The 21,725-nt window shown below is 72.9% G+C and carries 18 protein-coding genes; 7 read left to right on the plus strand and 11 right to left on the minus strand.

Annotated elements, in window-relative coordinates; translation table 11 throughout:
* Nucleotides 1-58: 58 nt before the first annotated feature.
* Nucleotides 59-955, minus strand: a complete 897-nt coding sequence (locus AB0M28_RS10790) for a methyltransferase domain-containing protein (protein WP_365401095.1) — start codon at nt 953-955, stop codon at nt 59-61.
* 43 nt (nt 956-998) lie between these two features.
* Complete coding sequence (locus AB0M28_RS10795) at nt 999-1,886, minus strand: PhzF family phenazine biosynthesis protein (RefSeq protein WP_365401098.1); 888 nt, start codon at nt 1,884-1,886, stop codon at nt 999-1,001.
* 220 nt (nt 1,887-2,106) lie between these two features.
* On the opposite strand from AB0M28_RS10795, the gene AB0M28_RS10800 reads away from it, so the two are divergent.
* The gene (locus tag AB0M28_RS10800) at nt 2,107-3,822 is read left to right on the plus strand and encodes a beta-ketoacyl-[acyl-carrier-protein] synthase family protein (RefSeq protein ID WP_365401101.1); all 1,716 of its coding nucleotides are present in this window, start codon (nt 2,107-2,109) and stop codon (nt 3,820-3,822) included.
* A 78-nt stretch (nt 3,823-3,900) separates the two neighbouring features.
* Here AB0M28_RS10800 and AB0M28_RS10805 read toward each other — a convergent pair whose 3' ends face one another.
* Entirely contained in the window at nt 3,901-4,626 is a 726-nt protein-coding gene (locus AB0M28_RS10805) for a sulfite exporter TauE/SafE family protein (RefSeq protein WP_365401104.1), read from the minus strand.
* A gap of 210 nt (nt 4,627-4,836) precedes the next feature.
* Between AB0M28_RS10805 and AB0M28_RS10810 the strand changes: the two genes are divergently transcribed.
* Nucleotides 4,837-5,997: an alkaline phosphatase PhoX gene (locus tag AB0M28_RS10810; RefSeq protein WP_365401107.1), complete on the plus strand. Its 1,161-nt coding sequence runs from the start codon at nt 4,837-4,839 to the stop codon at nt 5,995-5,997.
* Nucleotides 5,998-6,056: 59 nt separating this feature from the next.
* Here the strand turns inward: AB0M28_RS10810 and AB0M28_RS10815 are convergent, their stop codons facing one another.
* The 6 genes from AB0M28_RS10815 to AB0M28_RS10840 all read right to left on the minus strand — a co-directional run bounded on the left by AB0M28_RS10815 (nt 6,057) and on the right by AB0M28_RS10840 (nt 14,949).
* A complete protein-coding gene (locus tag AB0M28_RS10815) occupies nt 6,057-9,173 on the minus strand; it encodes a ThuA domain-containing protein (protein ID WP_365401110.1) in 3,117 nt (1,038 codons plus the stop codon).
* 71 nt (nt 9,174-9,244) lie between these two features.
* Complete coding sequence (locus AB0M28_RS10820; RefSeq protein ID WP_365401113.1) at nt 9,245-10,189, minus strand: sugar phosphate isomerase/epimerase family protein; 945 nt, start codon at nt 10,187-10,189, stop codon at nt 9,245-9,247.
* Nucleotides 10,186-11,445, minus strand: a complete 1,260-nt coding sequence (locus AB0M28_RS10825) for a substrate-binding domain-containing protein (RefSeq protein WP_365401116.1) — start codon at nt 11,443-11,445, stop codon at nt 10,186-10,188. The genes AB0M28_RS10820 and AB0M28_RS10825 overlap by 4 nt, the downstream gene beginning before the upstream one ends.
* Nucleotides 11,442-12,470, minus strand: coding sequence for an ABC transporter permease (locus AB0M28_RS10830; protein WP_365401119.1), 1,029 nt, complete (start codon nt 12,468-12,470; stop codon nt 11,442-11,444). The genes AB0M28_RS10825 and AB0M28_RS10830 overlap by 4 nt, the downstream gene beginning before the upstream one ends.
* Nucleotides 12,467-13,387, minus strand: a complete 921-nt coding sequence (locus AB0M28_RS10835) for an ABC transporter permease (protein WP_365401229.1) — start codon at nt 13,385-13,387, stop codon at nt 12,467-12,469. The genes AB0M28_RS10830 and AB0M28_RS10835 overlap by 4 nt, the downstream gene beginning before the upstream one ends.
* Before the next feature lie 92 nt (nt 13,388-13,479).
* Complete coding sequence (locus tag AB0M28_RS10840; RefSeq protein ID WP_365401122.1) at nt 13,480-14,949, minus strand: sugar ABC transporter ATP-binding protein; 1,470 nt, start codon at nt 14,947-14,949, stop codon at nt 13,480-13,482.
* A gap of 140 nt (nt 14,950-15,089) precedes the next feature.
* Between AB0M28_RS10840 and AB0M28_RS10845 the strand changes: the two genes are divergently transcribed.
* Nucleotides 15,090-16,298: an ROK family transcriptional regulator gene (locus tag AB0M28_RS10845; RefSeq protein WP_365401126.1), complete on the plus strand. Its 1,209-nt coding sequence runs from the start codon at nt 15,090-15,092 to the stop codon at nt 16,296-16,298.
* Between the two features lie 13 nt (nt 16,299-16,311).
* Here the strand turns inward: AB0M28_RS10845 and def are convergent, their stop codons facing one another.
* The gene (gene def / locus AB0M28_RS10850) at nt 16,312-16,959 is read right to left on the minus strand and encodes a peptide deformylase (RefSeq protein ID WP_365401129.1); all 648 of its coding nucleotides are present in this window, start codon (nt 16,957-16,959) and stop codon (nt 16,312-16,314) included.
* A gap of 92 nt (nt 16,960-17,051) precedes the next feature.
* On the opposite strand from def, the gene AB0M28_RS10855 reads away from it, so the two are divergent.
* From AB0M28_RS10855 to AB0M28_RS10865, 3 genes are all read left to right on the plus strand, one after another.
* Entirely contained in the window at nt 17,052-17,579 is a 528-nt protein-coding gene (locus tag AB0M28_RS10855; RefSeq protein ID WP_365401132.1) for a winged helix-turn-helix domain-containing protein, read from the plus strand.
* Between the two features lie 64 nt (nt 17,580-17,643).
* Nucleotides 17,644-18,441, plus strand: a complete 798-nt coding sequence (locus AB0M28_RS10860) for a HEAT repeat domain-containing protein (RefSeq protein ID WP_365401135.1) — start codon at nt 17,644-17,646, stop codon at nt 18,439-18,441.
* A gap of 137 nt (nt 18,442-18,578) precedes the next feature.
* Complete coding sequence (locus AB0M28_RS10865) at nt 18,579-19,424, plus strand: alpha/beta hydrolase (protein WP_365401138.1); 846 nt, start codon at nt 18,579-18,581, stop codon at nt 19,422-19,424.
* 42 nt (nt 19,425-19,466) lie between these two features.
* Here AB0M28_RS10865 and AB0M28_RS10870 read toward each other — a convergent pair whose 3' ends face one another.
* The gene (locus AB0M28_RS10870) at nt 19,467-20,687 is read right to left on the minus strand and encodes a DUF4032 domain-containing protein (RefSeq protein ID WP_365401141.1); all 1,221 of its coding nucleotides are present in this window, start codon (nt 20,685-20,687) and stop codon (nt 19,467-19,469) included.
* Between the two features lie 161 nt (nt 20,688-20,848).
* Between AB0M28_RS10870 and AB0M28_RS10875 the strand changes: the two genes are divergently transcribed.
* Entirely contained in the window at nt 20,849-21,691 is an 843-nt protein-coding gene (locus tag AB0M28_RS10875) for a PhzF family phenazine biosynthesis isomerase (protein ID WP_365401144.1), read from the plus strand.
* The last annotated feature ends 34 nt before the right edge of the window (nt 21,692-21,725 follow it).

The following is a 21,725-nucleotide window of genomic DNA, read 5'->3' on the forward strand; positions in this document are numbered from 1 at the left end:
GCGACGGGTAGAACACTACCAGCTTCCCGGGGGTGGCCGTGAACAGGTATTTGCCGGGTCAGGGGTGGGTGGCCCAGGAGGTGAACATCGACATGGCCAGGTCGTGTGTGGTGGGGCGGGTCAGGTACGTCAGGGCCTCCTTGAAGGTCGTGTCCGTGAGGTCCGTGTGTGTCGCGATCGCCGGGTGGAGGTGGGTCAGGGTCAGGCGCCAGAACGTGGCGTACGGGGAGGTCGCCGTGATCACCGGGGTCGTCACCTTCAGGCCCGGGGATTCCAGGCCGCTGTCCGTGAGGAGGGCCGGGTAGCCGCGCGCGTAGTGCGGGTTCGTGCCGATCTCGCTCGTCACCGCCGTCCAGTGCTTCGCCATCGTCTCCCGCCACGCCTCGTTCGTGTGCTGCGTGCCCGTGTCCACGCCGTCGCTCAGCACCAGGACCCCTCCCGGGCGGAGCCACGTCGCCAGGCGGGGCAGGATCGTGTCGCGGTCCCTCAGGTGCATCAGTACGAAGCGGGCGTGCACCAGGTCGTACGTGCCCGGCGCGCACTCCGGGGACGTGATGTCCGCCTCCAGCGTGCGCACGCGCGGGTGGTTCAGGGCGGTCAGGTAGTGCGTGTTCCTGTCCAGCGCCACCACCTCGCCGTCCTCGCCCACCCTGTCCGCCAGCCACGTCGCCACCGTTCCCAGGCCGGCGCCCACGTCCAGGCAGCGCCAGCCCTTCGTCACGCCCAGCGACGTCAGGACCGCGTGCGTCGCCGGGTCGAACGTCGCCGCCAGCGCCTCGAGGCGCGTTCGTTCCGTGGTGGTCGTGGATGCGTTGAAGTAGCGGTCGCCGTAGCGGGCCGCCGCCTCGTCCGGTGCCTCGCGTACCTCGCCGTCGCCGGCCGTCTCGTCGCGCGCGTGGCGCACCCCGCCGTCGTCCGTTCCGCCCGCCGCAGCCGCCGCACCCGTTGTGTTCATGCAGCGCTGTTTTCCCTCCGGGCGCCCCTTCTACCTCCGGCGCTCAGGATTCACCCGGGCGCCCCGCCCCGGGCCGCACCCGCAGCTCCCCCGCGATCACCGTGATCGCCTCCCCCCGCAGCCTGACGCGGTCGCCGTGCAGGGAGACCGTCAGGACGCCCCCTCGCGCCGAGAGCTGGTGCGCCGTGAACTCCGTGCGGCCCAGGCGTGACGACCAGTACGGGGTCAGCGCCGTGTGGGCGCTGCCCGTGACCGGGTCCTCCGGGATGCCGTCCAGGGGCGCGAAGTAGCGCGAGACGAAGTCCGGGGCGGCGGGTGTACCCGGGTCATCCGCCCGCGCCGTGATGATCACGCCCCGCAGCCCCTGCCCTCGCTGCAGTGACATCAGCGCCGCCTGGTCCGGGGCCGCCGACGCCACCGCCGCCTTGTCCGGGAGCACCGCCAGCAGGTCGCCCAGTGTGCCCGTCCGGTACGTCTCCAGGACCGGGATGCCGCCCAGGGCCGCCGTCAGGCCGTCCGGTACCGGCGTGGGCGTGAGCTCCGCCCGGGGGAAGTCCAGCGTGATCGGGCCGGTGGGCGGTGCGTCCGCCGTCAGGACGCCTTCCGTTCGGCTGTGGAGCCTGTGGAGCCTGTGGAAGCTGTGGAACCGCACCTCCCCCACGATCCCGTGCTCCTCGCGCAGGACGTGGCGGGCCGCCAGCGTGGCGTGGCCGCAGAGGTTCGTCTCCAGGGTGGGGGTGAACCAGCGGATGTCCCAGGCGGCGGCCGCTGCCGGGCGGACGTACACCGTCTCCGGCAGGTTCAGCTCCGCCGCCGTCCGCTGGAGGTCGTCCGTCCGCGGCCAGGGGGTGTCCGGCGGCAGGACGAACACCGCCGCGGGGTTTCCAGCGAAGGGGCGGTTCGTGAAGGCGTCGACGACGTGGAAGTGCACCCCTGTGGTTTAGCAGAGGCGGCCTCACGCCGGGACCTTCGGCCCGGCCCGGCCGCCGCGAACGTCCCGCCCCCGCGGGGCCTTGGGCCCGAAGTCGCGGGACTGGCCCCGGATTCGTGATCCGGGCCACGTCCGACCGCCCCACACCGTGGCAAGAATGGGGCACTTACGGAGGCTTTATCCCGTAATACCCTTCCTGTCCCCTGCCCTTGGACCTGCCATGAACGATCTCGTACAGCGCCCCGACTCCGTCCACCCCTGCACCGTCGGCGAACTCGTCCCCGGGGACGTGCTGCTGACCGGGCCCGGGCATCGGTTCGCCGTCATCGACAGCGCGCCCGGCGACGAGGAGAACGTCCAGCTCACCCTGCGTGCGCTGCACGGCGGGCCGGACTTTCCCAGCTGGCGGCGGCGCTGCGAACCCGTCCTCGTGCTCATGCGGCGCGTCGACCCCGCGGGCATCCCGCTGATCCATCCGACGCCCCCGGGCACCGACTTCGCCGACGGTGACCTCGTCAGCGTCCTATACGCCACGCGGGACACCCCCGACTCCGAGCGTTACGAGCGGCGTGCCGGCGTATGGCGAGGCGCGGACGGCCGCGTCCTCGACGACGCCGGGATGCGGCGGCTCATGGCCGGTGATCCGCGTACCGTCGTCTGCCGGCTGGAGCGGCCCGTGGGGGCCCGCCCCCGGCGCAGGGTCGTCGTCACCGGCGTCGGCGCCATCAGCCCCCTCGGCGGTGACGCCGCCAGCACCTGGGCGGGGCTGCTCGCCGGCGCCAGCGGGGCGCGGAAGCTGGGCGGCGAGGAGTTCCGGGACCTGCCGGTGAAGGTCGCCGCGCCGGCCGCCGTCGAACCCGGCGAGCAGCTGCCGCGCGCGCAGGCCCGGACCATGAACCGGTCCACCCAGTTCGCCGTCCTCACCGCCCGCCAGGCGTGGGCGGACGCCGGGCTCGACGCGGGCGGCGCGGAGGCGGGTCGTACCGGGGTGTCCGTCGGGACCATCATCGGCGGGGCGCCCCTCATGGTCACCGGTGACCGCACCCTGCAGGACAAGGGCGCCCGGTACGTCTCGCCGCACACCGCGCCGATGCTGGTGCCCAGCGCGTCCGCCGCGCACATCGCCATCGATCTCGGCGCGCGCGGGGAGGCCCGTACCGTCGTCAGCGCCTGCGCCTCCGGTACGGAGGCGATCGGGCAGGCCATCGACCGGATCCGGGACGGGCATGTCGACGTCGTGGTCGCCGGCGGTACGGAGGCGGTGATCACGCCCGTCATCATGGCCGGGTTCGCGTCCATGCGGGCCCTCTCCCCCGGGGCGGACGGGCCCGAGAACGCCTCACGTCCCTTCGACCGCGACCGGGACGGGTTCGTGCTCGGGGAGGGTGCCGGGTTCCTCGTACTGGAGGACGAGGAGCACGCCCTCGCCCGTGGCGCGCGTATCTACTGCGAGGCCGCCGGGTGGGGTGTGTCGTCCGACGCGCACCACATGACCGCGCCCGATCCCGCCGGTACGGGCATCACCGAGGCCCTGCGCAAGGCCCTCGACTCGGCGGGCGCCGAGCCCGGCGACGTCATACACGTCAACGCCCACGCCACGGCCACGCCGGCCGGCGACCTCGCGGAGGCCGCGGCGCTGCGGACCGTGTTCGGTGAGGAGGCGGCCGGGACGATCCCGGTCACCGCGCCGAAGGGGGCGCTGGGGCATCTGCAGGGTGCCGCGGGCGGGGTCGAGGCGGTGGCCACCGTGCTGGCGCTGCATCACGGGGTGGTGCCGCCCACCGTCGGGCTGCGCGAGCCGGCGGAGGGGCTGGGGCTGGACGTCGTCACCGGTGCGCCGCGGGCGCTGGGCGAGGGCGGCGGGGTGGCCCTGTCGAACTCCTTCGGCTTCGGCGGGCACAACGCGGTGGTCGCCTTCCGGCGGGAGGCGGCGTAACGCGACGGTGCGGGGCGGCTGAGGGTTCCGCCCCGCACCGCCCCCGCGACGGTGCGGGGGTGCTGAGGGGCCCGCGCCTCACCACCCCCACACCCCCTTCCCCAGGATCGTCACCCCGCCCAGCAGCGCCAGCCCCAGCACCACGCCCCGCGCCCGGCGCTCCGGGATCCGGTCGGCCAGCACCGCGCCTATCACCGCGCCGCCCGCCAGGGCAGCCGCCACCAGCAGCCAGCCCGGCCGCGTCAGCCCCGGCGTGCCCTTCGCCGCGATCGACAGGCCGTTCACAGCCACCCCGTACAGCTGCGCGTTCGGTACGAACTCCCGTACCGTCCAGCCCGCGTTCACCGCGTACAGCGAGAGGGCCGGGCCGCCGACGCCGGAGGACGAGTTCATGAACCCGCTCGCCGCCCCCGCCGCGACGGCACCGCCGCGGCCCGACAGGGCGGGGATGCGGGCGCCGCGGATCACCGCGGTGACCGCCACGGTGACCAGGACGCCGATCACCGTCAGCAGCTGCGGCTCCGGGAGCGCGTGCGCGACCCACGCGCCGACGGGCACGGTGCAGGCCGCCGCCGCGAGCAGCGGGAGCATCGCCTGCGGGCGGATCTCGCGCCACGCCCCGCCCTGCGCGAGCCCGACGGCGCTGATGGCCGCGGCGCCCAGATTGCACAGGGCGACGCCCTCGTCCGCGCCGAGGAGCAGGACCAGGGCCGGCACGCAGACCAGCGCGAAGCCGATGCCGGCGAGGCGCTGGACGGAGGCACCCACCAGGACGATCGCGCCCACCGCTATCTCACCGGCCATACCCGGCACCCTAATCCCCGCCCCGCGACACCCGTTCGGCCGCCTGCCCACCCCCGGCGCCGCCCGACGCCACTGGTCCAACCGCACCCCGTTCCGCCACCACCCCGCCACGCATTGTTGATGCACAGTCAATTTCCGCCTTCTATGGTTCCGACGCCCGACCCCGCGGCCCACCCTCCGCGGGGAAGAGACCCCCACCCGGGAGACATCGTGGAACGTCGCACCTTCCTGCGCGGCGCCGTCGCCGGCGGCTCCGCCGCCGCGTTCGGCGGCAGCCTCTGGCACGGCGTGGCCAACGCCGCCCCCGCCCAGCCCGGCGCCGGGCCGTACGGGGCGCTGCAGGCCGCCGACGCGAACGGCATCCAGCTCCCCTCCGGCTTCACCAGCCGGGTGATCGCCCGCTCCGGGCAGAAGGTCACCGGCACGTCGTACACCTGGCACAACGCCCCCGACGGCGGCGCCTGCTTCGCCGACGGCACGGGGTGGATCTACGTCTCCAACTCCGAGGTCAGCCCCAACGGCGGCGTCGGCGCCGTCCGCCTCTCCGCGACCGGCGCGATCACCGGCGCCTACCGGATCCTGTCCAGCACCCGCACCAACTGCGCGGGCGGCAGGACGCCCTGGAACACCTGGCTGTCCTGCGAGGAGGTCGACCGCGGTTACGTCTACGAGACCGACCCTTGGGGTGTGAACGCCGCCGTACGGCGCGACGCCATGGGGCGCTTCAAGCACGAGGCCGCCGCGGCCGACCCCGTCCGCCAGGTCGTCTACCTCACCGAGGACGTCTCCAACGGCTGCTTCTACCGCTTCCGCCCGACGACCTGGGGCAACCTCTCCGCCGGCACCCTGGAGGTGCTGCAGATGGGCTCCGGCACCTCCGGCCCCGTCACCTGGGCGCAGGTCCCCGACCCGAGCGGCGCCTCCACCGCCACCCGCGACCAGGTCTCCGGCGCCAAGCGCTTCAACGGCGGCGAGGGCTGCTACTACGCGAACGGCACCTGCTGGTTCACCACCAAGGGCGACAACCGCGTCTGGCAGTACGACGCGGCCGCCCAGACCATCGAACTCGCCTACGACGACTCCCTGGTGACCGGCGGCTCGGCCCCCCTCACCGGTGTCGACAACGTCACCGGCGCGGCCTCCGGCGACCTGTTCGTCGCCGAGGACGGCGGCAACATGGAGATCTGCCTGATCACTCCGGACGACGTCGTCGCCCCGTTCCTGCGGATCACCGGCCAGTCGTCGTCCGAGATCACCGGCCCCGCCTTCTCCCCCGACGGCCGGCGGCTGTACTTCAGCAGCCAGCGCGGTACGACGGGCAGCTCGTCCGGCGGGATCACGTACGAGGTGACCGGTCCCTTCCGGGCGTAACGAAAAAGCGAAAGGAAGAAGGGGGTGCCCCCCGGCCGGAACCGGGGGGCACCCGTCGCTCAGCCGAACGTCACCGAGTCCACGTCGAACGAGTTGTTCTGCGTGGCCGTGAACCTCAGATACAGCCGGTGCGTCCCCGCCAGCCCCTGCAGCGTGCTCGACACCGTCGGCTGGTAGGTGTCCCAGCCGCCCGTGTTCTGCACCGGCGTCGTCGCCAGCAGCGGGCCGTCGGGCGCGTCGGCCCGCAGCTCGATGGCGCCGACCCCGTACGGCGAGGAGACCTGGTACGACACCGTCGTCACGCCCTCCACCGACATCGGCTCGAACGCGATCCAGTCGCCGTGGCTGATGTCGCCGATCCGGGCGCCGTTCTCCGCGCCGGGCTGGTAGACGATCCGGGTGCCGGACTGGGCGTCGCGGTACTCGGCCTGCTTGTGCTTGGGCTGCAGCACCGCCCGCCCGTAGCCCGTCAGCGCGCTGACGCCGTCGCCGCCGCCACCGTCCGTGTACTTGGCGTTGAGGACGTACGTGAGGTCCGCGCCCTCCGGGTGGCCGCCGAGTCCGCTGGTGTCGAGGGTGCCCTCGCAGCCGGGGATGTCGGTGGTCGGGTGCTCGTGGTCGTCGTGGCCGAGGGCCGGGTTGAGCGTGACCTTCGAGCAGTCGATCATGCCGTCCTCCGGATCGGTGACGGTGATCTTGTACGGGATCCGGTCGCCGAAGTCGATCAGCTTGCCGTCCACCGGGAAGTCGATACGGACCGTCGGCGCCGTGTTGCCCGCCGTGATGGGTATGTTCGCGAAGCCCTCCTTGCCGGTCGAGTCGGTCACCTTCAGCTGGGCGGTGAAGTCGCCCTTCGCGGTGTACGTGTACGAGGGGTTGGCCTCGGCGGAGTCGGAGGTCCCGTCACCGTCGAAGTCCCAGGCGTACGTCAGGGAGTCGCCGTCCGGGTCGTACGTCCCCTCGCTGGAGAAGTTCACCGTCAGCGGCACCGCGCCGTTGGTCGCGGACGCCTTCGCCTGCACCACCGGGATCCGGCGGCCCTGGGCGTAGTCGATCCGGTAGAGGCCCGAGTCGTTGTTGCCGCCGCCGAAGGCGCTGCCCCACTCCAGGACGTACATCGAGCCGTCGGGACCGAAGGTCATGTCCATCGGCTTGTTGAACTTCATCGAGGAGAGGAAGTCGTTGATCTTCAGCAGCTTCTCGTCCTTGTCGAAGCGGATCTCCTTGACGTAGTTGCGCGACCACTCGTAGAAGAAGCTCGCCCCGTCGAAGTACGCCGGGAACTTGGTCGGGGACGGGTTCTTCGGGTCGTAGTGGTAGACCGGGCCGCTCATCGGGGCGGCGCCGCCGCTGCGCATCTCGGGGAAGGCGGGCGAGGTGCCGTAGCCGTACCAGATGTCCGGCTTCTGGATCGTCGGCAAGGTGGTCAGGCCGGTGTTGTTCGGCGAGGGGTTCGTCGGGTTCGCGCAGTCGAACTTGGCGCCGATCACGCCGGTGTCGGGGTTGAAGGGGGCGTACGGCTGGTTGTCGCCGTGGCAGAACGGCCAGCCGAAGTTGCCCGGCTTCTTGATCACGTTGTACTCGACCAGGCCCTCGGGGCCGCGGTCGGTGGTGGGCAGGCCGCGGTCCGGTCCGTAGTCGGCGACGTGGACGTAGCCGTTGGTCGGGTCGACCGTGAAGCGGAACGGGTTGCGGAAGCCCATGGCGTAGATCTCCGGGCGGGTCTTCGCGGTGCCCTTCGCGAAGAGGTTGCCCTGCGGGACCACATAGCCGCCGGCGTCGGTGGGCTTGATGCGCAGGATCTTGCCGCGCAGGTCGTTGGTGCTGCCGGCGGTGCGGGCGGCGTCGAGCATCTGCTTGCCCTCGCGCCAGTCGAGCGGGGCGTAACCCTGCCAGTCGGGGTCGAGGTTGGGCGGTACGTCGTCACCGGTGCCGAGGTACAGCGTGCGGTCCGGGCCGAACTCCACGGCGCCGCCGGTGTGGCCGGGCTCGGGGAAGGTGCGGTCGCGGTACGCCGGGACGTCGATCAGCTTCTTCTCGCTGGCCAGGTCCAGGGTGTCGCCCCTGACCGTGAAGCGGGAGAGGCGGTTCACGTCGGTGGGGCTGTCCGCCGGAGCGTAGTAGAGGTAGATCCAGTGGTTGTCCTTGAACGCCGGGTCGAGCTCCATGCCGACCAGGCCGTCCTCGCCGCCGGTGTAGACGTTCAGCTTGCCGGCGGTGGCGGTGGTGTGCGCGGCGGGGTCGAAGATCTTCACCTCGCCGCCCCGCTGGATGTAGAAGACGCGGCCGTCGGCGGCGACGTCGAGCTCCATCGGGTCGGCGGTGTTGTCGTCGAGGGTGACCTTCTCGTAGCCGCTCCAGACGGTGCCGCCGCAGTCGCCGGGCTCGGCGCCGGCCGCCCACTTGATGCCGCCGACGACGTGGTCGCGGAAGAACGCCTCGCTGTACGCCGGGGTGTCGTGGCCCATGGCGGTGGCCCAGACCCGGCCGCCCTCGGTGTTGCGGCACCAGGAGATCGGGTGGTCGTAGCCCATGGCGGCGCTGCCCGGGTTGTACGTCGTCTCGTCGGCGGTGACCAGGACGTGGACGTCGCCGCGCGGGTTGGCGTCGAAGTTGTACCACTCCTCCGGGCGCTGCCAGCGCTCCGGCAGCGTCTTGGTGGAGGGGTGGACGCGGTCGGCGACCTTCGCGGTGCCCTGCAGCACGCCGGGCGAGTGGGCGGGCATGTGGACGCCGCCGTTGATGACCTCGTCCCACCAGGGGAACTCGGCCTCCACGCCCATGTCCAGCGTGTTGTGGATGGCGACGACGCCGCCGCCGGAGCGGACGTACTTCTGCAGGGCCGCGCGCTGGGCGTCGGTGTCCCAGACCATGCCGGAGTTCTGCAGCATGACGATGGCGTCGTAGCCGGCCAGCGTCGCGTCGTCGAAGACGGCCGGGTCGGCGGTCTGGTCGACGGCGAAGTTGTTCTCGGCGGCCTCCTGCTTGACCATCTCGATCCCGGCGGGGATCGAGCCGTGGACGTAGCCGACGGCGCGGGTGAAGAGCAGGACCTTGAAGTCCGGGCCCTTCGGGGCGGCGGAGGCGGCGGACGGGAGTGCGGCGGTGAGGGTGAGCAGCAGCGCGGTCAGTAAGGTGACCAACGCCCTTCGCATGTCACGGGCATGACAGCCCATCGTAGAATCCTCTCCTGTGTGATGGTTGGGCTCCCCGGCACGGGAGGCACCCCGTGCCGGGGAGTTGGGCGCTACGCGCCTGCGGCGCCGTGCGGCGGCGAGGCGGTCCCGGGGGCTTGGGGGGCGGGGTGGGGTGGATCGCCGGCCGGCCGGCGGGCGAGCCGCGCGCGCAGGAACGCCAGCCCCTCCACCGCGATCGCGTCCTGCGAGGCCGCCAGCGGCCGCCAGACGGAGGCGGCGACGGCGATCGTCGCGTTGTGGGCGGTGAACGACTCGACGCACAGCGGGCCGTCGTAACCGGCCGTCTCCAGCGCGGCCAGGAAACCCGGCCAGTCGAGATGGTCGGCGCCCGGTGTGCCGCGGTCGTTGGCGCAGACCTGGACGTGGACGATCCGGCCGGCGGCCTCGCGTACGGCCGACGGCAGCGAGCGTTCCTCAATGTTCTGGTGGTACGTGTCCAGGGCCACCCCGATCACGTCGGACGGCAGGCCGTCCAGGGCGGTCAGGGTCTGGCCGACGGTGTTGAGCAGGCTCGTCTCGTACCGGTTGAGCGGCTCGACGGCGATCCGGACCCCGGCCGCCGCCGCGTGCGCGACGACCGGCGCCAGGTGCTCGCGCCACTCGGCGTACGCGGCGGCCCGCTCGGCGTCGTCCATCCGGCAGGTCCGCCCCACCGCCGCGTAGACCGGGCCCGCGACCGCCGGGGCGCCCAGCGCGGCGGCGGCGTCCACACAGGTGCGCAGGTAGTCCTGGGTCCCGCGCACCACCGCCGCCGGGGCCCGTACCAGATCACGCCCCGGCGGCATCACCGCGACCACGGCCGCGGGCGCCAGCCCCGTGGCGTCCAGGAGCTTCGCGACGGGGTCCGGCTGCCAGTCGCCGGGCTGCTCCAGCGGCAGCTCGACGCAGTCGAACCCCCACCCGGCCAGCCGGGGCAGCACCCCGGCCAGCACGGGCTCGGTCACGGGCGACTCCCAGATCCACGGGTTGGCGCCGAGCGCGGGTGCGAACGTCACTTGCCACCCCAGTCCTTGGGGAAGCCGGGCAGGTCCGCGCAGCCGCACATCGCGTAGTGCAGGGGCGGCATGCCGGACTGGAGGTACTGGTCGAGGGTGTCCTGGGTGACGGTGGGCTGCGGGAGCTTCCACTCCTTGGGGACCTGCTCGCCGTTCAGGATCCTGAGCGCGGCGATCACCGGCGTACGCCACTGGAAGGTCGGGTACGTCGGGGCGATGGCGGTCAGGCCCTTGTCCTTCCACGCCTGCAGGAAGTCCTGCTGGTCCTCACCGGTGATCGGCGGTACGTCCTGGCCCGCGTCCTCGAACGCCTCGATGGCCGCCAGCGAGGTGGCCCCGGCGTCCATCCACACGCCGTCGACGCTGCCGTGGCGGGAGATGGCGTCGGAGACGATCGACTTGGTCTTGGAGGGGTCGCCGTCGGTGAACTTGACCTCCACCACGTCCAGTCCGGCCTTGTCGAACGCGATCTTCGCCGCCGACCAGCGGGTCTCCAGCACGTCCACGCCGGGCGAGATGCGCAGCGCCACGATCTTGCCCTTGGGCTTGACCTTCTCCACCAGGAAGTCGGCCGCCGCGGCGCCGTAGGCGTAGCCGCCGACGGGGTTGATGAACGTGACCGCGCAGTCGGTCTCCACGCCCCGGTCGAAGACGATGACCGGGACCTTGCCGCACGCCTCCTCGACGGCGGGGGTGAGGGTGGCGGTGGTGTTCGGGGAGACGATGAGGGCGTCGCAGTCCTTGCCCGTCAGCTCCTGGATGTCGGAGATCTGCTTGTCGTCCTTGCCCTGGGCGTCCAGGACGGTGAAGTCGGTGATCTCCTTGTGGAGTTTCACCTCGGCCTTCATGTTCTTCATGCCGACCTGGCGCCAGGGGTTGAAGACGCCGGCGTTGGAGAAGCACAGATGGACGCCGTCGGAGAGGTCCTTCTTGTACTGCGCGGTGTCGGCCAGCTGCGGTTCGAGCATCTGCTCCCACGGCTTGTCCGCGGGGCCCTGGGGGGTGGCCGTCGCCAGGCCCAGCTGGCGGTCGTACTCGGCCTGGTCGAAGAACTCCGACTGCTTGCCGTCGTCGGCAGGTGCGGAGCTGCTGCCCCCCGCCGCCGGACCGCCGGCACTCTCGCCGGGCTTGTCGGAGGAGCAGGAGGCGAGGAGCAGGGCGGCGGCGCACAGGGCCGCGGCCGCGGTGGTCCGTCTGGTGCGTCCGGTCGGGCGCGTCGGGCGGGTCGGGCGCGTCCGGCGGGTCGGGCGGCTCATGCGGTTTCCTCTCGCGAAGGCTGTGTACGACGGTTGGGCCGGGTACGGCGGTCGAGCAGCCGGCGGAGCGGGGAGAAGTCCGCTGCTCCCAGTCCCACGGCGGCGATGACGATGAATCCCTGGACGGTCGACTCCAGCGCGCCGGAGACGCCCTGGAGGTTGAGCAGCGTGAAGAGCGCCTGCAGGGAGAAGGCGCCGGCCATGGCGGCGACGACCGAGCCCCGGCCGCCGCCGAGCAGCACCCCGCCGAGGACGACGGCGGTGATGGCCTCGAACTCGTACCCCCGTCCGGCCTGTGCGGAGACCCCGGAGAACCCGGCGACCAGCACGGCCGCGAGCGCCGCGGCGACCCCGGACAGGACGAACGCGAGCGTGCGGGCGCGCGCGACCCGCACCCCCGCGAGGGCGGCGGCGCGTTCGCTGTCGCCGGTGGCGAGGAGGGTGCGGCCGAAGTCGGAGCGCATCAGCCACATCGCGAAGGCCCCGGCCGCCACGCACGCCGGCACCGCCCAGGGCAGCCAGCCCATCGCCGTACCGCGGCCGAACTCGCGGAAGGACTGGGGCAGCGAGCCGTGCGGGGAGCCGCCGGTCCAGAAGAAGACGGCGCCCTCGAGGATGAGCATCATGCCGAGGGTGGCGATGAACGACGGCACCCGCAGCACCGTGGTGATCAGCCCGTTGACCAGGCCCACCACCGCCCCGGCGGCGAGCAGGCCGGCGGTCACCAGCAGCCAGGGGGCGTCGGGGTAGGAGCCGTAGAACTCGGCGGCGGCCACCACCCCGGCGGTGACGATGGCGCCGACGGAGAGGTCGAACTCGCCGCAGACGATCACCAGGTACTGCCCGGCGGCCAGGATGACCAGCGGCGCGGCGCGTTTGACGAAGGCGAGGAAGCGGTCGGGTTCGTAGAAGTTCGGGTCGGAGACGGCGAGGGCGACGAGGAGCAGGGCGAGCAGGGCGTAGACGGGGGCGCCGGTGCCCATGCGGCGGCCCACGGAGGTGAGGGCGGCGGTGGCCGTGGTCATCGGGCGGACCTCCTGCCCAGGGGGCGGGCGTACAGGGCGACGGCGGCGATGATGACGACGCCGCGGACGACGTTCTTGAAGAAGGGGTCGACGGACAGCTGGTTGAACACGCTGTCCAGGACCGACAGCACGAGCACCCCGCCGAGCGTCCCGCTCACCCCGCCGCGCCCGCCGGCCAGCGCGGTGCCGCCGAGGACGACGGCGGCGATGGACTCCAGGTCGTAGCGCGCCTCCGTACCGGCCCAGGGGGCGCCGGCGCCGAGGCGGGAGGCGAGGAAGAGGGCGGCGGCCCCGACGCACAGGGAGCACAGGACGTGTGCGGCGATGACGGTGCGCCTGGTGCGTACGCCGGACAGGCGCGCGGCGTGCTCGTCGCCGCCGGTGGCGTACATGTGGTGGCCGAGGCGGGTGCGGCGGGTGATCAGCCACAGGGCGGCGGCGACCGCGGCGAGGAGGAAGAGGGAGACGGGGACGGGGCCGACGCGGTCGTAGCCGAGGTGCTGGAAGGAGGCGGGGACCTTGCCGGCGGGGCCGGTGTAGTTGTCCTCGATGTAGCCGCGCAGGATGAAGGCGACGCCGAGGGTGGCGATGAAGGCGTTGACCTTCAGCCCGGTGACGATCAGGCCGTTGGCGAGGCCTACGCCGACGCTCAGGCCCAGGACGGCGAGGACGCCGGTGAGGACGCTGCCGTCCTGCATGGTCTCCGCGGCGACGAGGGTGCCGAGGCTGATCAGGTACGCCACGGACAGGTCGAGGGAACCGGTGAGGATGACCACCGACTGGCCGACGGCGACCAGGCCCAGGGCGACGCTGTTCTGCAGGATGGCCGTGATGTTGGGGCGGGTGAGGAACTCGCCGCCGTCGATGGCGACGACGAGCCAGCCGAGCAGGGTGACGGCCGCCGCCGCCAGCCACACGCCGGCGACGGGGTCGAGGAGGCGGCGGGCCTTGGCGGGGGCGGGGCGGGGGACCTTGGCGGTGGCCGGTACGGCGGTGCCGCTCGCTGTGTTCACGCCGCCTCCCCCGCCGTCGCGGGGTCGCTGGTGGCCAGGCGCATGATGTCCTCCTCGCCCGCTCCTGCGGGCAGTTCGCCGGCGAGGGTGCCGTGGGCCATGACGAGGATCCGGTCGCTCATGCCGATCAGCTCGGGCAGTTCGGAGGAGACGATGAGGACGGCCATCCCCTCCCGGGCGAGTTCGCGGACCAGGGTGTGGATGGCGGCCTTGGCGCCGACGTCGACGCCGCGGGTCGGTTCGTCGAAGAGCAGGACCCGGGGGCCGGCGGCCAGCCATTTGGCGATGACGACCTTCTGCTGGTTGCCGCCGGAGAGGTACTGGACCTCCTGGTCCTGGCCGCGGGCCCGCAGCCGGACCCGCTCCAGCAGCCCGCCGACGTCGCGCGGGGTACGGCCGGCCACGGCCCGGGTGACCAGCAGGGCGTTGTCGCGCACGGACTGGCGCAGGGCGAGCCCCTCGGCCTTGCGGTCCTCGGTGACCAGGGCGATCCCGCCGCGGATGGCCTGGCGGGGGCTGCCGGGGCGCAGCGGGGTCATCTCCCCCGCGGTGAACGGCGTCGCCCCGAACAGCGCCCGCACCAGCGCGGTGCGCCCCGAACCCTGGAGTCCGGCCACGCCGGTGATCTCACCGGCCCGCAGGGTGAGGCCGATGCCGCGCAGGCGGTCGTTGCCGCCGCCGCGGACGGTGAGGAGGGGGGCGCCGATCTCGTCGGGGCGGGCGCGGGGCGGGTAGTACGAGCCGAGTTCGCGGCCGACCATGGCGCGGACGACCTCGTCGGTCGTCGTACGGGCGGTGTCCAGGGTGGCGACCCTGCGGCCGTCCTTCAGGACGGTGATCCGCGCGGAGAGGTCGAAGACCTCGCGGAGGCGGTGCGAGATGTAGAGGATGCCCAGGCCGCGGGCGGCGAGGCGGCGGACCAGGGCGTACAGGAGCTCGACCTCGTGGTCGGCGAGGGGGGCGGTGGGCTCGTCCATGACGAGCACCTTCACGTCGGAGGCGAGGGCTTTGACGATCTCGACGGTCTGCTGGCGGGCGACGGACAGGTCCTTGACCAGGGTGCGGGGCCGGATGCCGGTCTCGTCGAGTTCGGCGAGCAGTTCGGCGGTACGGCGTTCCATCGCGCGGCGGTCGACGAGCCCGCGGCGGACGGGCTCGCGTCCCAGGAAGACGTTCTCGGCGACCGTGCGGTGGGGTAAGAGCGCGAACTCCTGGTGGATGAGTCCGATCCCCGCGGCCTGCGCCTGCTGCGGGTGGCCGAAGGAGTGCGGGGTGCCGTCGAGGGTGATCGTCCCGGAGTCCGGGGCGTACTCCCCCGCCAGGATCTTCATCAGGGTGGACTTGCCGGCGCCGTTCTCGCCGACCAACGCGTGGACCTCTCCGGGGCGGAGGTCTAAGTCCACTCCGTGGAGGACTTTGACGCCCAGGAAGCTTTTCGAGACGTCTTGCATGGACACCGTCAGCATGCTTGGCAATGTCCCGAGGCTTCTTTGACCTGTCAAGGTCTGAAGCAGCGGATTTGGAAGACGAGTTGGCAAAAGCTTCTGCCGAACATCGAACAAAGTAGGGGTTGTTGAGGATCCCGGTCCGCCTTATCGTTGCTGGCATGTCACCGCCGCCGGACCGCGAACCCGCCGGTCACGCCCCCACGCCCAGCGGCCAGTCGCCCGGCGAGGTGCTCGCCCTGATCAGCGACGGCACCGCCGCGACCCGCGCCGACATCGCGCGCCTCACCGGACTCGCCCGCTCCACCGTGTCCCAGCGGGTGGACGCCCTGATCGCGCACGGCTTCGTCGACGAGGACGCCGAGGGCGCCTCCACCGGCGGCCGCCCGCCGCGCCGCCTCGCGCTGCGCACCCGGGAGCACGCGGTGGCCGGGGTGGACCTCGGCGCCTCGCACTGCCGGGTGGCGCTGATGGACATCGGCGGCACGCTGCTCGCCGTACAGGAGGACCCGCTCCGGATCGGCGAGGGGCCGGGGGTGGTGCTGCGGCACGTGGAGCAGACCCTGCACCGGCTGCTGAAGGAGACCGGCCGGGAGCCGCGGACGCTGCGCTCGATCGGGCTCGGGGTGCCCGGGCCGGTGGAGTTCTCCACCGGCCGGCCGGTGGACCCGCCGATCATGCCGGGCTGGCACCACTACCCGATCCCGGAGTTCTTCGCCGAGCACTTCGGGGTGCGCGCCCTGGTCGACAACGACGTCAACGTCATGGCCCTGGCCGAACAGCGCCGCGCCTTCCCCGGTACGCGCTACCTGCTGTGCATCAAGATCGGCACCGGTATCGGCTGCGGCATCATCGCCGACGGCCGGCTGCACCGCGGCGCCCAGGGCTCCGCCGGCGACATCGGCCATATCCGGGTCGGCGAACGCGAGGAGCTGTGCCGCTGCGGCAACTCCGGCTGCCTGGAGGCGATCGCGGGCGGCGCGTCACTGGCAGAGCGGCTGACGGAGGCCGGGCTGCCCGCCGCCTCGGGCCTGGACGTCGTACGGCTGGTGAAGGACGGCAACCGGGAGGCCGTGCGCATGGTCCGCGAGGCGGGCCGGGCGGTCGGCGAGGTGCTGGCCGGACTGGTCAACTTCTTCAACCCGGAGGTGGTGGTCCTGGGCGGCGCCCTGGCCGCCGTACACGACCAGCTGCTGGCGGGTGTACGGGAGGCGGTGTACCGCCGCTCCCATCCGCTGGCCACACACGTGCTGCGGATCGAGCCGACGCACACGGGCGAGGACGCGGCGGCCCTCGGGGCGGGGATCCTGGCGATCGAGCACGCGCTGTCGCCGGCGCAGGTGGACCGGGTGGTGGCGGGGGGAGTCTGAGGGCTGCCGGCTCTCAGGGTGCGGCCGGGGGCGGGGTGCGGTGCTCCTGGATGCGGGAGGCGCGGCGGGCCAGGACCGCGTCCTGGAGGTCGGCCATCTCACGCAGGGCGCGGGCGCGTTCGCGGCGGGTGAGGCGGTCCAGGTAGAGACGGCCGTACAGATGGTCGGTCTCGTGCTGCAGGCAGCGGGCGAAGTAGCCGCGGCCCTCGATGACCAGGGGGTTGCCGTCCTTGTCCCGGCCCCGGACGATCGCGTGGTCGGGGCGGGCGACGTCCCGGTACGGGCCGGGGACGGACAGGCAGCCCTCGGGCTCCTCGACGAGGCGGCGCGCGTCCGCGGGGAGGTCCTCCAGCACGGGGTTGGCGATATGGCCGACGTGGCGGACGCCCCAGTCGTCGGTCATGTCCCAGACGAAGAGCTGGAGGTCGACGCCGACCTGGTTGGCGGCGATCGCGGCGCCTTCGGCGATGTGGTTGGTGGCGAACATGTCGTCGATCAGCGCGGCGAGTTCCGGGGTGCCGAACCCGGTGACCGGCTGGCAGCGGCGGCTCAGGACCTCCTCGCCTACGACCGTGATCCTGCGGGGCGTGCCGCGCCCCGCCTCCGGCGTGGGTGAGGGGTGGGAGGGGGTGGGGACGCCCTGGACGCGGACTTCGGACATTCGGCAACCCTGTTCTTCCGCACACGTGTTGGTGGGCCGGCTGCTTGCAAGGGGGTTTGCAAAGCGGTTTGCAAAGTACCATCCTGGGGCGGGTGACTGAAGAGAACCAGGCCCCCGCGTCCGCCTCCGCGTCCCGGCCCGGCGCCCGGCGGCGCCCGTTGCCCGACCATCCGGTGCGGGTGGCCCTGCTGGACCTGCTCGCGGAGGCCGGGACGATCACGTCGACCCAGGCCGCGGCGCGGCTCGGTCACAGCTCGGGGCTGTGCTCGTTCCATCTGCGCCAGCTGGCCCGCTACGGGCTGGTCGAGGAGGCCCCGCGGCGGGGCGGCGGCCGGGAACGGCCATGGCGGCTCCGGTGGGGACCGGTCGCCGGGGCGGGGGAAGCGGTGCCGGAAGGGGCGTACGCGCACTGGCTCGAGGAGAGGGACGGCGAACCGGCCGAGTGGCGCCGCGACGAGCGGGTGGACGACATCGTGCACCTCACACCGGCTGAACGGGCCGATCTGGCCCAGGCGTTCCGCGAACTGCTCGACGGCTACCGCTTCCGGGGACGCCGAACCGGCACCCGCCCGGTCGCGGTCACGGCGCGGGTGTTCCCGCTGCCGGGAGACCCGGGGTGACGACCGGACCACGCACGGACACCCGTCAACACCGCTGACCGGCGGACCGGATACCGTGCCCGGCATGGACGAGCGGGAAGCGGCACTCGACCGCCTGGCGGCGGGCCTGGCCGACCTGGACGAGGACGTCGACGAGCTGATCGACCTGGCGGACGAGCTGGAGTCGGTGCTGGGGGCCGAGCACGCGCCGCGCGTGGAGGCGCATCTCACGGCGGCGGTACGGGCGGCGAACACCTGGGCCCGGGAGATGCTGGGCATCCTGCTGGCCGGGATCGGCGGACCGGCCGCGCTGCCGGCGCTGCTGCGGGCCGGTTCGGTGGACCTGGGGGACGACCAGGACGGGCTGTCGACCCGGCTGGCCGACCTTGCCGCGGAGGACCCCGCCCGCTCCCGGGGCGTGCTGCTGCCCCTGCTCCACGACCCGGACCGGCGGCTGCGGGCCAAGGCCGTCTGGCTGCTCGGCTTCGTGCCCGAGCCGTCGGACCTGGAGTTGCTGGCCCGGACGGCACAGGACCCCGACGAGGACGTCCGCGGCGCGTCCGTCGGCACCATCGGCAGCCACACCGCGAACAGTCCGGCCGCCGTCGACCTGCTGCTGCGCCTGCTGGCCGACCCGGCCCCGCAGGTCCGGGTGAGCGCCCTCAGCTCCCTCGGCTACGCCGGGCAGCCGCACGCCCTCCCCGCGATCCGCGCCTGCGCGGACGATCCGGACGCCCGCGTCCGCGCCTGGACGGCCATCGCCCTGGGCCGCTTCCCGGGCGCCGAACCGGAGACCCGCGCGGTGCTCCGACGCCTCCACCGGGACCCGGACTCCTACGTCCGGTCGAACATCCCGGAGTGGGCGACGAGGCCCGCCCGCTGATCCCCTTCGCCCACGCCCCCACCCGCTGACTCCGCAGCGCCCCGGACCCCCGTCGAAGGCCCACAGGGCGTGCGCGGACAATGGCAGACGGAGCCGTACCAATGGAGCGACCCAGCGAACCGCGGAGGTGCACGGGCATGCCGGAACTGGAACTCAGCGCGGGTGTCATCGACTACGTCGACACCGGAGGCGACGGCGAGCCCGTGGTGCTGGTCCACGGGCTCGGGTTCGACGAATCCGTGTGGGCGGCCGTGACCGAGGCCCTGCGCGAGGACTACCGGGTGCTGGTCCCCGTACTCCCCCTGGGCAGCCACCGGCGTCCGATGCGCCCGGACGCCGATCTCTCCGCGCACGGGATCGCCCGGCTGCTGGGTGAGTTCCTGGAGCGCCTGGACCTGCGCGGCGCCACCCTGGTGCAGAACGACGCGGGCACGTCCCAACTGCTCGCCGCCGAGGGCGATGAGCGGATCGGCCGTCTGGTCCTCACCTCCTGCGAAGCGCTGTCGAACTACCCGCCCGGCGTCCAGGGCAAGTCCCTGTACTGGGCAAGTCGGGTGCCCGGCGGGCTCTTCCTGGTCCTGCAGTCCTTCCGCGTGCCTGCGCTGTGGCGGATGCAGACCGCGCTGGGCGGCATGGCCAAGCACCCGCTGCCGCCGGAGCTGGTCCGCCGCTGGTACGGCCCGCTCCTGCGCGACGCCGCCAACCGGCGCGACTTCTACAAGTTCTGCCGGAACGTCGACCGGAACACCTACGTGGAAGCCGCCGAACGCCTCCGCTCCTTCGACCGCCCGGCACTGGTCGCCTGGGGCGCGGAGGACCGGATGATGCCGCCCGCCACCGGCCGCCGGCTCGCGGAACTCCTGCCCCAGGGCCGGTATGTCGAGATCCCCGACGCCCGCACCCTGGTCCCGCTGGACAACCCGACGGCGCTGGTGGCGGAACTCCGCCAGTTCATCGAGGAGAACCCCGCCCCGAAGCCCTGACCCCGGCCCGTCACCCTCCCTGCCCCGTCACCCTCCCGCCCGTCACCCTCCCTGCTTCGCCAGCACCGTCCTCACATAGTCCTCCGCCGTCGCCCCCATCCCCACATCGCTGCCCGCCTGCTCCGACATGTACCAGCGGTGCTCCAGCAGTTCGTGGTAGAGCTGCGCCGGTTCGACGTCGCCGCGCAGCGGGGCGGGTATCGCGCGGACCGCCGGGCGGAAGACGTCGCGGACCCAGCGGTGGGCCAGCACCTCGGGTCGGGCGCCCAGCGGGTCGCCGGGGGCGTAGTCGTCCTGGGTGGCCATCCAGGTCTCCAGGTCGTTCAGCAGGCTGCGCGCCTGGTTCTCCTCCGCGTCCAGACCGGTCAGGCGCAGCAGCTGGCGCTGGTGGTGGCCGGCGTCGACGACCTTCGGGACGAACGTGACCGTGTCGCCCTGCCCCGGGTCCCCGGACCGCTGGATCTGCATCTCGGCCACGTCGAACCCCAGATCGTTGAGCCGGCGGATACGGCGCTCGATGTAGTGCCGCTTCTCCCGGGGGTAGACCGAGGGCCTGGTCAGCTCGTGCCACAGCTCCGTGTAGCGCTCGACGATCTCCTCGCCCGAGCGCAGCGGGTCCACGGACGGGTGCAGCGAGCCGCCCGCCTCCAGGTCCATCAGCTCGCCGGCTATGTTCAGCCGGGCGACCTCCAGGTCGTACTCCCGCTGGCCGTTGCTGAGCTGGGGCTGGAGCTGGCCTGTCTCCGCGTCGACCAGATACGCGGCGTACGCGCCGGCGTCCCGCCGGAAGAGGGTGTTGGAGAGGGAGCAGTCGCCCCAGGCGAATCCGGCCAGATGCAGCCGGACCAGGAGCACGGCGAGGGCGTCCAGCAGCCGTTTGATCGTGTGGGGGCGCATCGTCGTCTCGAACATCGCCCGGTAGGGCAGGGAGCCGTTCAGCAGCCGCGTGACCAGCACCGGCGTCAGCTCCTCCCCGTCCGGGTCCGCCCGGCCGGTGACCACCGCGATCGGGTCCACCGCGGGGACGCCTATCCGGTCGAGGTCGCGCAGCAGTCCGTACTCCCGTACGGCCGCCCACTCGCCGACCTCCTTGACCGCGAACACCTCGCCGCCCGCCCGGGCGAAGCGCACGACGTGCCGGGAGATGCCGCGGGGCAGGGCGACCAGGTGCTTCTCCGGCCATTCCTCCAGCGGGATCTGCCAGGGCAGGTCGAGCAGGGCTGCCGGGTGCTCGGCGGATGTGGCTGTGATCTGCAGGTCCATGCGCACAAGTGTTCCGCGTGCCGGGGCCGTTCCGCCTCCCCTTGTGGACAGCCGTTCCCCTGTGCACAACTTCGTCACCCGATCGACGGGCGATCTGCCCTGACCTGCGCGGACACCGGAGGCTCGGGAATACCGCCCCGGGCCGGGAGGTTCCCCCCACCATGACCGACGTGCTGCGCTACACCGCCTTCGCCACCGACCCCGCCGGCGGCAACCCCGCCGGTGTCGTCCTCGACGCCTCCGCGCTCTCCGACGAGCAGATGCTCGCGATCGCCGCCGAGGTCGGCTACTCCGAGTCCGCCTTCCTCACCCCGGGGCCGGACGGCGTCGAGCGGTCGTACCGCATCCGCTTCTTCAGCCCCGTCGCGGAGGTCGACTTCTGCGGGCACGCCACCGTCGCGACCGCTGTCGCCCTCGGCGAGCTCCGCGGCACCGGCGAGTACACCCTGCACACCAACGCCGGCCCCGTGCCCGTCTCCGTGACGGAGCGGGACGGCTCCCTCAAGGCCACCCTCACCAGCGTCGACCCGCGGGTGAAGGACGTCGCGCGGAGCGACGTCGACGAGGCGCTAGCGGCGCTGGGCTGGCGGGCGGACGAACTGGACCCCGCGTTCCCGCCGCGCGTCTCCAACGCCGGCGTGAACCAGCTGATCCTGGCCGCGGCCACCCGTGAGCGGCTCGCCGACCTCGACTACGACTTCGACCGGCTGCGGCTGCTGATGGAGAAGCTCGAGCTCACGACGGTGCAGCTGGTCTGGCGGGAGTCGGAGTCCGTATACCACGTCCGGGACCCGTTCCCCGTCGGCGGTGTGGTGGAGGACGCGGCGACCGGGGCGGCGGCGGCCGCGCTCGGCGCGTATCTGCGGGAGCTGGACCTCGTCCCCGAGGCCGCCCGGCTCATCCTGCACCAGGGGTACGACATGGGGCGCCCCAGCCTGCTGGAGGTCGAGCTCCGGGCAGGCGACCGCCGGGTGCGCGTGAGCGGCGCCGCGGCCGCCCTGTAGGACGGGCCGTCAGCGGCGCCGCGACCGCCCCGCA

The sequence above is a fragment of the Streptomyces sp. NPDC051940 genome (genome assembly GCF_040680895.1).
Classification (GTDB): Bacteria; Actinomycetota; Actinomycetes; order Streptomycetales; family Streptomycetaceae; genus Streptomyces.